The sequence below is a fragment of the Bradyrhizobium sp. LB11.1 genome, from assembly GCF_040549385.1.
Classification (GTDB): domain Bacteria; phylum Pseudomonadota; class Alphaproteobacteria; order Rhizobiales; family Xanthobacteraceae; genus Bradyrhizobium.
This window is the reverse complement of the sequence record NZ_JBEPTH010000012.1, coordinates 63,976-76,995: the sequence shown is the minus strand read 5'-3', so window position 1 is coordinate 76,995 and position 13,020 is coordinate 63,976. Positions and strand designations below refer to the sequence as shown.

At 61.8% G+C, this 13,020-nt stretch carries 15 protein-coding genes; 8 read left to right on the top strand and 7 right to left on the bottom strand.

All coding sequences use genetic code 11. The annotated features are described in order from the left end of the window. Position 1 precedes the first annotated feature (1 nt). The 4 genes from ABIA96_RS27210 (at position 2) to ABIA96_RS27195 (ending at position 3,288) form a co-directional block, all read left to right on the top strand. Entirely contained in the window at positions 2-1,723 is a 1,722-nt protein-coding gene (locus ABIA96_RS27210) for a methyl-accepting chemotaxis protein (RefSeq protein ID WP_354140119.1), read from the top strand. A gap of 149 nt (positions 1,724-1,872) precedes the next feature. Further along, positions 1,873-2,319: a hypothetical protein gene (locus ABIA96_RS27205; protein ID WP_354140118.1), complete on the top strand. Its 447-nt coding sequence runs from the start codon at positions 1,873-1,875 to the stop codon at positions 2,317-2,319. 126 nt (positions 2,320-2,445) lie between these two features. Further along, positions 2,446-2,730 carry a hypothetical protein gene (locus ABIA96_RS27200; protein ID WP_354140117.1) on the top strand — a complete coding sequence of 95 codons (285 nt, stop codon included), beginning with the start codon at positions 2,446-2,448 and terminating at the stop codon, positions 2,728-2,730. Positions 2,731-2,859: 129 nt separating this feature from the next. Further along, complete coding sequence (locus tag ABIA96_RS27195; RefSeq protein WP_354140116.1) at positions 2,860-3,288, top strand: CHRD domain-containing protein; 429 nt, start codon at positions 2,860-2,862, stop codon at positions 3,286-3,288. A 55-nt stretch (positions 3,289-3,343) separates the two neighbouring features. On the opposite strand, the gene ABIA96_RS27190 is transcribed toward ABIA96_RS27195, so the two are convergent. From ABIA96_RS27190 to rfbA, 6 genes are all read right to left on the bottom strand, one after another. Then, a complete protein-coding gene (locus ABIA96_RS27190) occupies positions 3,344-3,709 on the bottom strand; it encodes a VanZ family protein (protein WP_354140115.1) in 366 nt (121 codons plus the stop codon). A gap of 151 nt (positions 3,710-3,860) precedes the next feature. Then, positions 3,861-5,453, bottom strand: coding sequence for an EAL domain-containing protein (locus ABIA96_RS27185; RefSeq protein ID WP_354140114.1), 1,593 nt, complete (start codon positions 5,451-5,453; stop codon positions 3,861-3,863). 164 nt (positions 5,454-5,617) lie between these two features. After that, positions 5,618-5,878, bottom strand: coding sequence for a hypothetical protein (locus ABIA96_RS27180; protein WP_354140113.1), 261 nt, complete (start codon positions 5,876-5,878; stop codon positions 5,618-5,620). 188 nt (positions 5,879-6,066) lie between these two features. Beyond that, positions 6,067-6,240 carry a hypothetical protein gene (locus tag ABIA96_RS27175; protein WP_354140112.1) on the bottom strand — a complete coding sequence of 58 codons (174 nt, stop codon included), beginning with the start codon at positions 6,238-6,240 and terminating at the stop codon, positions 6,067-6,069. A gap of 531 nt (positions 6,241-6,771) precedes the next feature. Further along, positions 6,772-7,836, bottom strand: a complete 1,065-nt coding sequence (gene rfbB / locus ABIA96_RS27170) for a dTDP-glucose 4,6-dehydratase (protein WP_354140111.1) — start codon at positions 7,834-7,836, stop codon at positions 6,772-6,774. A gap of 12 nt (positions 7,837-7,848) precedes the next feature. Next, positions 7,849-8,730, bottom strand: coding sequence for a glucose-1-phosphate thymidylyltransferase RfbA (gene rfbA / locus ABIA96_RS27165; RefSeq protein ID WP_354140110.1), 882 nt, complete (start codon positions 8,728-8,730; stop codon positions 7,849-7,851). Between the two features lie 101 nt (positions 8,731-8,831). Between rfbA and rfbC the strand changes: the two genes are divergently transcribed. The 4 genes from rfbC (at position 8,832) to ABIA96_RS27145 (ending at position 11,660) form a co-directional block, all read left to right on the top strand. Further along, positions 8,832-9,386: a dTDP-4-dehydrorhamnose 3,5-epimerase gene (rfbC, locus tag ABIA96_RS27160; RefSeq protein ID WP_354140109.1), complete on the top strand. Its 555-nt coding sequence runs from the start codon at positions 8,832-8,834 to the stop codon at positions 9,384-9,386. Next, positions 9,386-10,285: a dTDP-4-dehydrorhamnose reductase gene (gene rfbD / locus ABIA96_RS27155; protein WP_354140108.1), complete on the top strand. Its 900-nt coding sequence runs from the start codon at positions 9,386-9,388 to the stop codon at positions 10,283-10,285. The genes rfbC and rfbD overlap by 1 nt, the downstream gene beginning before the upstream one ends. 473 nt (positions 10,286-10,758) lie before the next feature. Further along, complete coding sequence (locus tag ABIA96_RS27150) at positions 10,759-11,172, top strand: hypothetical protein (RefSeq protein WP_354140107.1); 414 nt, start codon at positions 10,759-10,761, stop codon at positions 11,170-11,172. Positions 11,173-11,186: 14 nt separating this feature from the next. Beyond that, positions 11,187-11,660: a hypothetical protein gene (locus tag ABIA96_RS27145; RefSeq protein ID WP_354140106.1), complete on the top strand. Its 474-nt coding sequence runs from the start codon at positions 11,187-11,189 to the stop codon at positions 11,658-11,660. A 114-nt stretch (positions 11,661-11,774) separates the two neighbouring features. Here ABIA96_RS27145 and ABIA96_RS27140 read toward each other — a convergent pair whose 3' ends face one another. Next, positions 11,775-12,962: a hypothetical protein gene (locus ABIA96_RS27140; protein WP_354140105.1), complete on the bottom strand. Its 1,188-nt coding sequence runs from the start codon at positions 12,960-12,962 to the stop codon at positions 11,775-11,777. Between the last annotated feature and the right edge of the window lie 58 nt (positions 12,963-13,020).

Genomic DNA, 13,020 nt, shown 5'->3' with positions numbered 1-13,020 from the left:
GATGTCTGCCACTCCGGCCAGAAATTTGACTGATGCGATCGCTGCGGTCGAAGATGTCTCGTCGCGCATCGAGGACGTGTTCGCGCGCGTCGGCAACGCGCTCGGTCGTGGCCACATCATCTTCAAGGAGCTGAATCAGGGGCTCGCGTCTCTCTCCGGAGAACTCTCCGGCGCCGAGATCGAGGGCGCCGCGACCGCGCTGCAGGAGATCGCGGCGCGGCTGAGCGAGCTGGCGCGGGCTTTGCCGGCCGAGAGCGCTTTGCTGGCGACGATCGGCAGGAGCACGACCGAGGCGTCCGCGCTGCTCAAGCCGCTGTTCAAGCATATCCAGATGATCACCATCATCGCGCGCAGCGCGCGGATCGAGGCGGCATCGCTCGACGGCGACCGCGAGGGTTTTCTCACCTTCACGCAGGAGGCCTACGATCTCGGCAAGGCCGTACAGGGCTCGATCGAGGGGTGCGCGCGGGACCAGCAGCGCCTGTCGGAGGCGGTCGCCACCGCATCCGGCCGGCAGAAGGATTTCGAGCGAAGCTACGGCGATCAGCTGGTCGCAGAAAGCGCCGAACTCGGTGCTGCCTATTCCGGCCTTCGCGATCAGCGCAGCAAAAGCAGCCATCTCGCCGATCTTGCCAGCGGCAGCACGCGGAAGATCGCCGAGGCGGTCGGCGGCGCGATCATTTCCTTGCAGGCTGGCGACAGCACGCGGCAACGCCTCGAACATGTCTGTCATGGCTTGCGCCTCTCGTCCGGCTCGGGGCCGAGCCTCGTCCCGGAACCGGTCGCAAGCGAAGACGGCGCGCATGCGATCCGCCGGCTCCAGGCCGCTCAGCTCAGGGACGCGCAGCACGAGTTCGGCGGTGACATCGGCCAGATCATCCGCGCGCTGTCGGCGATCCTGAATGATGCAAGTGGCATCGTCGGTCATGGCCGCTCGCTGTTCGGCGGCGAGAACGGCTCGTCGTCGTCGGCCCTCGCCCGCATCAACCATACGCTGGCGCAGGCTTCGACCCTGATCGGCACTTGCGAGAGCGCGGGACGCTCGGTCGACGAGGCGCTCGCGGTCGTCGAGGATACGCTGTCGAAATTCCGCCAGGCCATTGCGAGCCTGGCCGAGGCCACCGTCGACATCACGCTGATCGGCATGAATGCGGGCCTCAAGGCGAGCCATCTCGGCAGCCGCGGCAGCGCCTTCGTCGTCATCGCCAACGAGCTCAAGGCGACCGCCGACCAGGTCTCGGCTGGCGCCGGGCGCTTGCGGCCGGTCCTCGACGGCATCGAGCGCTCCGCCAACGAATTGAAGGAGCTCCGCGTCCAGGGCGATCCCACGCAGCTCGCCAACCTAGAGCCGCAGATTCTCCACGCGCTGCGCGAGGTCGAGGCCGGCAACGAACGGCTCGGCAAGCTGATGAGTCGGCTCGTCGACGAAGGCGCCGAGTTCGAAGGCCTGATGAATTCGGCGCAAGGCCTGATGAGCTCGCTCGGCGAGAGCTCTGCAACACTGCCGACCGTCGCTGCAGGCCTGGAGACGGCAAGCGCAGGCACGCATCGGCCGCAGCTGCAGGACGAGGCGGTGCTCGACGATCTCTTTGCGCGCTACACGATGGAGCGCGAGCGCAACGTCCACCGGGAGTTTTTGCAGGCCCTCGGGCTGTCGTCGAGCGCCGCCGCCAGCCGGGTCGAGGCGGTCGAGCCTGCGGATGACGGCATCGAATTGTTTTGAGTTGCGACCGGCGTCGCGCATGCGACACCGGCAATTTGACGAATTGGTTTTGCGAGGCGTTAACCGTGGCGAAATACGCGCCGTCTCGGTCATTGTCGTGCCCCAGAATTAGCTGCAAATACGTTTGAATATTACGACGGATGTTTTTCATGTTGAGAGACGGCAAATACGCTGCCTGGTTCAGAACCCCGCGTGGCCAAGGCACAGGCCTTGTCGAATTGATCGAGGGGCGGATCTCGGGCCGCGACACCTTCTTCACCTACGGCGGCTCCTATCAGGTGGATCAGCAGCGCTTCACGGCCGTCCTGACAGTGAAACGGCATGCCGAGGGCAATCCGAGCGTGTTTGGTCCTGATCAGGTCGAGGTCAACCTGACCGGCCTATGCAGCGGCGCGGTGGCGACATGCTCGGGCACGGCGCAAGAGGCGCCCGAGGTCAGATTCGAATGCACGCTGATCTACAGCCAGGAAGAAGCGCTGCCAGCCGACGCCAAATGCGCGGTCCTCAAGCTTAATCCCGACAAACTGCCGAAGGGACTGGACAGCCGGTCGCGGCCGCGGTCGCCGTTTACGCCCTCCAGGCCTCCCACGTCCTGATGCGTCCTGCAGCTTAGCTTTGTGTTGACGCTGTTACCGCGAAACCGCCTGAAGACCGCACCGCGGCAAGGGTGCTTTTAGATGTGAAATCTAGGTTGAGGCCCATAACAAAGGGCGGACAGGGACATGCCTCAGATCTGGATGACTTATGACGAACTCGCGACGCTCAGCGGCTGCAGTGCCGCCGAGGCCAGGGTGCAGGCGCTGCACCTGTCGCTCGTTCGCCGCAAGAGTCGCGATGGACACACCCGCGTCAAGCTGGACTTCGCCTTGATGGCCCGATTCTTCGAAACCATTCGTAAAGGCGAATTCGGCCTCGATGACGCGATCGCGGCGTTGCGGGAAACCCACCGGCAGATGTCCGGCGGCTTCAGCTCCGATCAGGACGGCTTCAGGCGTGGCGTCGCGTAAGTCCGCCGCTCCGGCAGCAGTCGGCTCCCTTCGAATCAGGCATAATCAGCCAGCCGGAATTTGGCGCGACCTCTAGTGTTTCACACCGGAACAGGTCGAAGCCATCGGGATCCGGACTGGGAGGTTGCCATGATGAGAGCCGTGTGCCTGGCGGGGGCGTTGGTTTTTGCGCTCCCGTCTCTTTTCGCGACGGCCGCCAGTGCCGAAGTGATCAAACTGCGAGCGGAACTCAAGGGCAGCAACGAGGTGCCGCCCAACACGAGCTCCGGCTCCGGCAAGGCCGAGGCTTCTTTCGACACCGATACCAAGGTCCTGACCTACACGGTCACCTACGCCAATCTGACCGGTCCCGCGCTCGGTGCGCATTTCCATGGGCCGAGCGAGTCCGGCAAGAATGCCGGGATCGCGCTGCCGTTCAAGTCGACGCAAAGCCCGATCCAGGGCACCGCGATCCTTACCGAGACGCAGGCTGTCGCTCTCTTGGCCGGCAAATGGTATGCGAACATCCATACTGCGGCCAATCCAGGCGGCGAGCTGCGCGGGCAGATGGCAAAATAATCTATCGGACTGCGCTGCACACCGCGCCCCGCGATGTGATCTGACGCCGCTTGCGTCAGAACGGGGGTCTGGGCAGGAAAGCCAGAATGGTCTGGGCGAGACTCACGCCGAGGAGGCCGCCGGCAGCTTTTTGCAGCACGTCGATGAATCGCGGATCGCGGTCGGGCACCATCGCCTGCAACATCTCGAGCCCGACGGCCACGGCGATCACGAATGCGCAAGCCAGCGTGAAGCGTCCCGGCAGCAGGAAGGACAGCAGGAAACCCAACAGGCAATAGGCGCTGAAGCGCTCGATGACGACGACCCAATAGGCCTCGGCATGGCCGATCAGCACCGGCCTGCCTGCCAGCGTTGCCAGCGTGGCATAGATGATCAGCGCAAGGCAGATGGCCGCAGCTGCGATGAGAGGATTTCGGCGCATTGCAGCATCATAGCCGGTCGACCGGCGTGCCGCTCTCGAAAGCGGGGAATATCGTTAAGGCGCGCGCATCGTCGGTGGCAATTTATGACCCGTGGTTCGCACCGGGACATGTTCGGATGGCGGCTGTTCGAATTCGGGCCAGCCGGGCAAATTACGCCACCAGTGCGGTGTCGCGGGCCGGAGCTGCGACTGCGGTCGTGGCCCGCCGTGATGCCATCAGTTCGCTGAATTTCGCAAGCGGCAGCGGCGCGGCGACGAGATAGCCCTGACCCTCTTCGACGCCGCACGAGATCAGCGCGCGGACCTGCTCCTCGGTTTCGACGCCTTCCGCAACCACGGTCATGTGGAAGTCCCTGGCGAGCACCACCAGCATCTCCACGATCGTCGTGGTCGAGGCGTCCACCGTGATGGTGTCGACGAAGAACTTGTCGATCTTGATCGTATTGGCGCCGAGCCCCTTCAGCCGCGACAGCCCGCTATGGCCGACACCGACGTCGTCGATGGCCACGCGAAAGCCGTAGTCGCGCAACTCCCCCACCACGGCGGCGGCGCGCGCCAGATCGTCGAGCTCGTCGCGCTCGGTCACCTCGAGCACGATCTGCCGCGCGGACACACGTGCCGCAGCGACGGTGCTGCGGAGCGTTTCGACGAAGCCCGCGCCGAGCATGTGCCTGGGCACGACATTGAACGAGAGCTTGAAATCCTTGTCGGCTTTGAGTTGCGGCTGGAGGTCGGCCAGCGCGCGGCCGAGCAGCTGCCAGGTCATGGCTTCGATCCGTCCGCTGGATTCCGCCAGCGGAATGAAGTTCATCGGCGGCACCACCGTGCCGTCTTCGCGCAGCCAACGCGCCAGGATCTCGCAGCCCCTGATCTCGCCTGTGCGGAGATCGAAGATTGGCTGGAAGTAAGGCTGGAATTCACCGCGCGCCAGCGCGCGATCGAGATCGGCGACGGGCCCCTCCACGCGCCGCGTCCGCGACAACAGGACACCGAACAGCACGCCGAGCATCAGCGCGACGGCCATTGCCGGCCAGTAGATCTCGCTGTTCCATGTCGACAGCACCGACTTGTCAATGCGGATGACCGCGCGCAACGGATAACGCGCCGAGCTTTTCTCAAAATCAGTCGGATGCGCCAGCGTCTTGTCGGCGTCGAGCGCGAACTCGCCGAGCTGTGCGCCGTTCTTGAGCGCAAGCAGCACTTCGCTATGGGCGCGCAGCTCGGCCGGCATGATGTCGAACAGGCTGGAATTGATGCCGAGAATGGCGACCAGTGCCTTGTTGTCGCCGATGTCCCTGAGCACGCCGAGCGCGTCGCCGCCGAACTGCTCGACGCGGAACAGCATCAGTTTCGCATCGCCCGACGCAAGCATGTCGGCCCGATCGACCCAACCCTTGTCGAACTCGAGCGTCTCCGAATAGGCCGAGCAGATCACCGAGCCGTCGGAATTGACGAGGCGGACGTCCTTCACGGCGGAGCGTTGATAGACGTGGAGGCGGATCGCCTGAAGCGAGGCGGGGGCGCACGTGACGAGCCCGCGGCCGGCCAACTCGTCAAGGCTCGCGGTCGCAAAGTCGACGGCGAATTCAGACCGGCGCAGCACGACTTCGGTCAACTCGTCGAGCCGGCGCGCCTGCTGATCATGAATGAACCGTGTCGCCGCGATGTGACCGGCAACGCCGAACGCAACCATGCCCGCAAGCACGAGCACCGCCAGTCGAAGTTTTGGCCGTGCTGCTTTCATCCGGCCCGCGGAGGTTAAGAGAATATGACCGGAACTGTAACCTCGGAGGCCCTAAGATAGGGTTTAAGGCGATCGCATGCGGTTGCGTGGACGTCAGTTTTCGGTTCAGCCGACGGGGCAGCTCCCGAGAGGAGACTCCGTTGCGATCGGTGGTCTCTGCAGCGTTAGAGGTGGCAGCGCAACTGCGATTTCACGCTGACGGGACTGAAATGGCGACCGCCGGTGCCCATTTTCCAGCTATCCGGCCTGGTTACCCACAATCGCCACGCCACGAACAGGATATTGGCGGCGAACCAAATCGACATCACAATTAGGAAAGAGTTTGCCATGATGAGCTCCGCCTCCAGCATTCCTTTAGGGAACAATGCTGAGGCGGACCGAGAGTTTCGCTTGTCGAGGTTGGGCAAGCGATCGGCGCCGCCCAAATTCTCGTCATCCGCGGGTCTGGCCCGTCGGGGCAAGCGCGGCGACGATCAACTCACCGCAAGACGATGGCCCTGGCAGGGTGCGGCGTTCAATGGCAATTGTAGGACCGGCCCTTGCGGCTGCATTCGGCTGGTGCCGACGGCGTTGGCCCGCATCCACGAATTGTCGCTCGCCCGGCGCGCGCCCGCTAGCTCTTCTTTGCGGCCTTCGACTTGAGCGCCAGGCCGAGACGCAAGGCCATGCGCTTGATCGCGTCGGGCGATCGCCCGAGCTGCTTCGCCGCCGCCTCCAGCGACGTCGAAGACTTGGCCAGCTCCATGAGCCGGCGATCTTCCTTGAACGACCAGGGCTTCCGCGTCATAACCGAAATGATCCTCTTACATCGACACAACGACAAAGCCGCCAAGCGGACCCATGTCGCTCGACGGCTTTGCTTGGGTGGGGCCGGGCTCTTGGGGGAAGCCCGGTGCGAAGATGGATATGCGATCGGCTAGACTTCGCAACAAACAACGGGGATTAAGCTAACTCCTCAACCTTACCGCGAGGAATTCGGCGCCGGGCGCTCCGTACAATTCCGGGGTTTTCCGGATCTCGAGCCGATCAGCGGCGGTCGGAGCCATCAGGCCTGATGCCCCGCGACGACGTCCGGTTGCCGCCGCAACCGGTCCGCTCTCCCTGCAAGATCGCTTGCGGGATATTCACATACAGGCGAAAGATCGAAAAGAATTGTTCCGTCACTCGATGGTGCGCGCCGCATCGATTCAAAATTCGTTGAAGATCAATGCCGGGAAGGGGCCCGCGCGCGCATCGGCCGATTCTCGTCTGCATCGTCACGTCGGCCTGCAGTCACTTCTTGCCGGACGGCAGCTGCCACGACGCGGTGGTCGATCCGCTAGCCGAGGCCGATGCGCTTCTGCTGATAGCCGCGATCGAGAATGGCCTGCCACCAGTTGCGGTTGTCGAAGAACCAGCGAACCGTCTTGGTAAGGCCGCTTTCGAAATTCTCGTCAGCGCGCCAGCCGAGCTCGCGCTCGAGCTTCGACGCATCGATCGCATAGCGGCGATCGTGCCCGGGGCGATCGGCAACGAACGAAATAAGGCCGCGCCGGGAGGCTGCCGTCCGCGGCGACATTTCGTCCAGCAGGTCGCAAATGCTTTCAACGACGTGCAAATTGGTACGCTCGTTTCGGCCGCCGACATTGTACGTTTCGCCGATCGCACCGCGCTCGAGCACGAGTGTGAGCGCCTTGGCGTGGTCCTCGACGTAGAGCCAGTCGCGGATGTTCTGTCCGTCGCCGTAGACCGGCAGCGGCTCGCCCGCGAGCCCCTTGATGATGATGTGGGGAATCAGCTTCTCGGGAAAGTGATACGGTCCGTAATTGTTCGAGCAGTTCGTCACCATCGTCGGAAGGTCGTAGGTCTCGCGCCAGGCGCGAACCAGATGGTCGGAGGATGCTTTGCTCGCCGAGTAGGGCGAGTTGGGTGAATAGGATGTGGTCTCGGTGAAGTAACCGTCCTTGCCGAGCGATCCGAACACCTCGTCGGTGGAGATGTGGAGAAAGCGGAATTGCGCGCGGCGATCAGGGCTCAGGTCCCTCCAGTATCGCAGCGCCTCCTGCAGCAGCGTGAAGGTGCCGACGATATTGGTCTGGATGAACTCGCCGGGGCCGTCGATCGAACGATCGACATGGCTCTCGGCCGCCAGATTCATCACCGCTGCGGGCTGGTACTTCTCGAACAGCTTGCGAAGCGAGGCTGCCTCGCAAATGCATTGCTGCTCGAACGCATAATGTGGGTTTGCCTCGGCGTCAGGAATGGACTCGAGGTTGGCCGCATAAGTCAGCTTGTCGATGTTGACGACGCGCGCATGCGTGTCGCGGAGGAGGTGACGGACGACTGCGGAGCCGATGAAACCCGCTCCGCCCGTGACGAAAATCGTGGAGCCTTCGAAACGCATGTGTGATCTGCCTCAGTCTTGAGCGGCGAAGGAGCGGGCAACCGATTGCAGATACTCGCCGTAGCTGCTCTTGGCGGTCCTCTCTGCTACCTTCTTGAAGGCTTCGAGAGAAATGTAACCGCGCCGCAAGGCGATTTCCTCGGGGCATGCGATGCGCAACCCCTGGCGTTGTTCCAGGATCTGAACGAAATGGCTGGCCTCGACCAGCGAGGCGTGCGTGCCGGTATCGAGCCAGGCAAACCCGCGCCCGAGCACTTCGACGAACAGGTCGCCACGCGCGAGGTAGGCATTGTTCACGTCGGTGATCTCGATCTCGCCGCGCCCCGAAGGTTTGATCCCCGCAGCGATGTCGACCACGCTGTTGTCGTAGAAATAGAGGCCGGTGACGGCCACATTCGACTTCGGCTGCTTGGGCTTCTCTTCGATCGAGCGCGCACGTCCGTCACTGTCGAGCTCGACCACGCCGTATTGCTCGGGTGAGTTGACGACGTAGCCGAAGATCGTGGCACCGCTCTTGCGGGTTGCCGCCCTGGCCAGCATCTCAGGAAGTCCGTGGCCGTAGAAGATGTTGTCGCCGAGAACGAGGGCGACTGAATCCGATCCCACGAATTCGCGGCCGACGATGAAGGCGTCGGCAAGCCCGCGCGGAGTATCCTGCGTGGCGTAAGAGAAGTTAACGCCGATCTCCGATCCATCGCCGAGCAGGCGCTGGAACAGCGGCTTGTCCTGCGGCGTCGAGATGACGAGAATGTCCCGAATGCCAGCGAGCATCAACGTCGACAGCGGATAGTAGATCATCGGCTTGTCAAAAACCGGCAGCAATTGCTTCGAAACAACTGTGGTCACTGGGTAGAGGCGCGAGCCCGTTCCACCAGCGAGAATGATGCCCTTCATGGTCCCTCGCAAATCCAGCGGCAAACTATCAGATAGTGTGCGACGCACAAGTTTGATAAAGTCGAAACGGTAGGTATTGATTGTCAGGACTAAGACCGCAAATGCAAGTTGTCCCAACAGAATTGCCGGAGGTCCTTGTCATTGAGCCGAAGCTATTCGGGGACCAGCGAGGCTTCTTCATCGAGACCTACCATTTGAGCCGTTACGTGGAGAGCGGCGTAGTCCGCCCTTTTGTGCAAGATAATCTGTCGCGGTCGAGTTATGGAGTGCTCCGTGGCCTGCATCTGCAGAATCCCTTAGTGCAAGGAAAGCTCGTAACGGTTTTCCGGGGGAATGTGCTCGATGTGGCCGTAGATGTTCGCATAGGCAGCCCAACCTTCGGGCGACATGTTGCTATCGAGCTCAGCGAGGAAAATCGCAAGCAGCTCTGGGTTCCTCGTGGCTTTGCCCATGGCTACGTCGTTCTCTCGGAGACTGCGGATTTCTTCTACAAATGCGACAACACATATAGTCCTAAAGATGAGGTGTCAGTACGTTGGAATGATCCAGCGCTCGGGATCAGTTGGGGTATTTCAAATCCATCGCTTTCAGCGAAGGACGCGGTGGCCCCTCTGCTTGCTGACGTCAAAAATCTTCCTCTCTATGGACAGGTCTAATGCGAATTCTGCTAACAGGAGCCGCGGGGCAGGTGGGGAGCGCGTTGGCTCCCTTGCTTCAGAGGGAAGCTACGGTGCTTACACCAGCGCTCGAAGACTTCGATCTGTCGAGGCCCTCCGAGCTGTCAGCCAAGCTAGATCGCTTCATGCCGAGTTTGATCGTGAACCCAGCTGCTTATACCGCAGTCGACGCGGCGGAAGACGAGCCGGAACTTGCGTTCAGAATCAATTCCCAGGCTCCAGCCGCCATTTCACACTGGGCTGCGTGTCATCATGTTCCGTTGATGCATTTTTCGACAGACTACGTCTTCGATGGTTCCGGCGGCGAGCCTCGGCGGGAGGATAGTGCCACCGGACCGCTATCGGTCTATGGGGCGAGCAAGCTTGCCGGCGATACAGCCGTTGCGGCTTCCGGTGCGCCATATTTGATCGTTCGCACGTCTTGGGTCTACGCAGCTAGCGGCACAAATTTTCTTGGGACCATCGCACGTCTGGCGAAGGAGCGAAAAGAACTTCGCGTCGTTGCAGACCAGGTCGGCGCGCCGACCTCGGCAAAGACAATCGCTGACGTTGTGGCGAACATCATTCTCAAGGACCGCCCCAGCATGAACACCGTATTTGAGCAACGAAAGGGTGTCGTTAACGTCGTCTGTCGAGGTGAGACAAGCTGGCACGGTTTCGCCACCGCAATTGTCGACGGCCTGAAGGCGCGTGGTTTGGATTTGGGGGTTCAGTCGATCAGCCCCATCCGAACGGACGAGTTTCCGGTCAAGGCGAAGAGACCAGCAAACTCGCGTCTCAGCCTCGATCGCCTACGCCGCGATTTCGGGATTGATACACCGACATGGCAGAACGCTCTCGAACGAGAACTGGACATCATGGCGGGTGTCGCCGTCTAACTTGCCCGCCAGATATCGCCCTTACGGCCGTGCGATCTTTCGAAGGTGTGCGCAGCCCCTAACTTGTTCGAGCAGGACACCGAACACGTCGAGCAAAAATTTCCGCGGCACCGATCTTGATGCCGTCACAACGACAAGATGAAATACTCGGGGAGGAACGTTCCAGAAAAATAGGAACATTCCAATGGCAGCTAACTTGGCTTTTGGTTTGAAGTTTATTCGCCGCGACTGCGGATTTTGAAGCGCTGGACCTTCCATCGATGAATGCCGATCATGCCGTGATCAAAGATGACGTGAGCGAAGGGGACGTTGCAGCTGGCGAAATCCGATGGCTCGAGCTTTGTTCCAAGCACGAAACGGCGTAGCTGGTGTGGTTGGTGGAGAGTCGGGCGGAGCAGGCGGAAAATTCAGGCTTTGTTAACTACGTCTGACCGATGGTAGCGGCTCCGAAAGCCAGAAGTGGGATGGCCCAAATGTTTCAGCTGTTCCTGAGGGCGCGCGCGCACAATCTTCTCAACTCCCGCCGCGAGGACAAGGGCTTCAAAGCCCGCTCGGCGGAGCGTGATTCTGCGACCGATCGTATGCGGATCGAGGCGGTGATAACCGCGATCGAGACCGCGCTGCACGAGGCTGAAAGGGAGCAGGCCGGCCTCAATCGGCGCGTTGACGACGCGCTCGCGCGTGCATCCGTCACCTTCGGAAACGGCACCGATGAATACCTCGAGCGGGAGCCGCTCGACAATTACCATCAGGATCTGTTTGCCACCGACATCTCGAACGGCCAGCGACGGCTCAAGGAACTGATCAGCACGATCTCGCACCTGAAATTCGTCAAGGCCGCGATGCTCACTCGCTTCCCAGATTTCAAGCCGCCGCTCAACAGCTAGCAATTGGTGCTTCCGTGACGGTCATCGTGCCGTGGTCCGGACGCTCAGCGACATCAGCCAAGGCACATTTCCTCAGCCTGGTTTGCGCTGCGGCCCAGGACGGGAATCCATCCACGCCTCCATTCGGCTCAGCTTTGATGTTTGGCTCTTCTGTCCTTTTTGATATGGTTTGCTCCAGCGTTCTTGGACGGATTGAAGGAGCGAGCAACGTGGCTCTCAGAAATTTACAAAAGTTGGTTGGACTGGCGCTTGTATTGGTTTTTGGGGCACCGGTAACTGCTTCGGCAGTCACTGCCGAAGTGGCGCGCGCATGTGACGCGGCGTCGGCCAAGGCCTTTCCGCCAAAGCAGATCGGCAATCCCGCTGCCGGCAGCAGCAAGGGGACGGCCAAGGAGCGGCGCGACTATTTCAGCAAATGCGTCGCGAACAACGGTAAGGTCGACGACGGTTCGGCGGACACGCCCAAGGACAACAAAGCCACAAAATAAGCGGAAGACGAGCGTCCCTCGATCATGATCCGGAACAGGGCGCAGCGGCTTTCCGAAGACCAAGCTCCAACAGGAGCCTAAGGCGATGAGGGCTTCACCCCGATCCCATCGACTTTAGCGTCGTGGCGGCGGGCAGGGGGAGTAGAACGCGCCGTTCGTTGCATCGATGCGTTCGACGCATTGGTTGGGATCAGAGACTGTCCCCGCCACAGTGAAGTCATAGCCCATCCCTTTGACCACCACGACGTAGCGGCCTGGCGGAAGCGCGAAGCCGTCCTGCTCGGGCTGCAGCGATAGCATTCTCGGCTGATCGTCGACGGGGCCTGCCTTGTAGGGGTAGAACATGCTGCGAATGACCCAAGAGTCGCCGGCGGCGACCATGGCGGCTTTCCCGGTGGCATCGACGCCCATCGCCCGGGAGATCTTCGCCACCACCCGAACCTCGGTCCCGCTTGCATCGACACCACCGTCGGGCCTGAACACAATGAAACTGACATATCCGCTCGTCAGCGTCGTCGCGCTCGGCGTGTTAATTGGGGCTGAGATCGCGACACGGCGATCCGGGATCTTTCCCGGGACCGGCTTGAGCTCCTGGAGCTGGCCCTCGCTCAGGGCGTAGACGCCAAAAGTTGTCGGCAAAGGCATCGAGGGGTGCGCAGCTGGCGCCGGCTCCTTTGGATGATCGGGCGTCCGTTCGGCTGTCTCACTGCCGGGAATCGGCGGCTCGGTCGGTTGAAGGGGGCTTGTCATGGTGTGCTCGGGCGATGCCGCGAACTGCCGCAGGGCGATGAATTGTGTCCGCAAGCGCGGCCAATAGGTGACCGCCGCGCTGGCGCCCGCAACGACCAGGAGCATGGCGATTAATCGAACGAGAGAGACGAAGGCGCCGCTCCGTTTGGCTCGGTTAAGAGGTGCTGGCGGTGCGGCAGGACGGCGCGGGATTTCCGCAGCCTTCGGAAGGGGCGGCGAAGTCGCAACGGGCGCCCCGGTGGGAGGGGCCGAAATGACGACCGGCGCTCCGCTTGATGGTGCGGACGCAACGTTGCGCTCAGCAGCGCTGCGCTCAAATGAACGTTCAACCTCCGCTACGGCGCGTTCGAGTACCTGCTGGAGCTCACGAGATTCCCGCGCGCCGGCATCGGTGAATTGTTCCAGAAGCTTGACGCGCGCCAACTCGTAGACGATCTCCCGCATCTGCCGCGGGTCGTCAGATATGTCGCGGATACGGCCGGACAGAAGACGGACGAACCCGGCTTTGATTTCATGCGTATTCGGAGCACTGGGGTCGGCGGGGTCGGTCATCAAGACGATCCACTAACCCGGAAAAGGGCTGTTTCGCCAGACTTTTCCCTTCGATCGT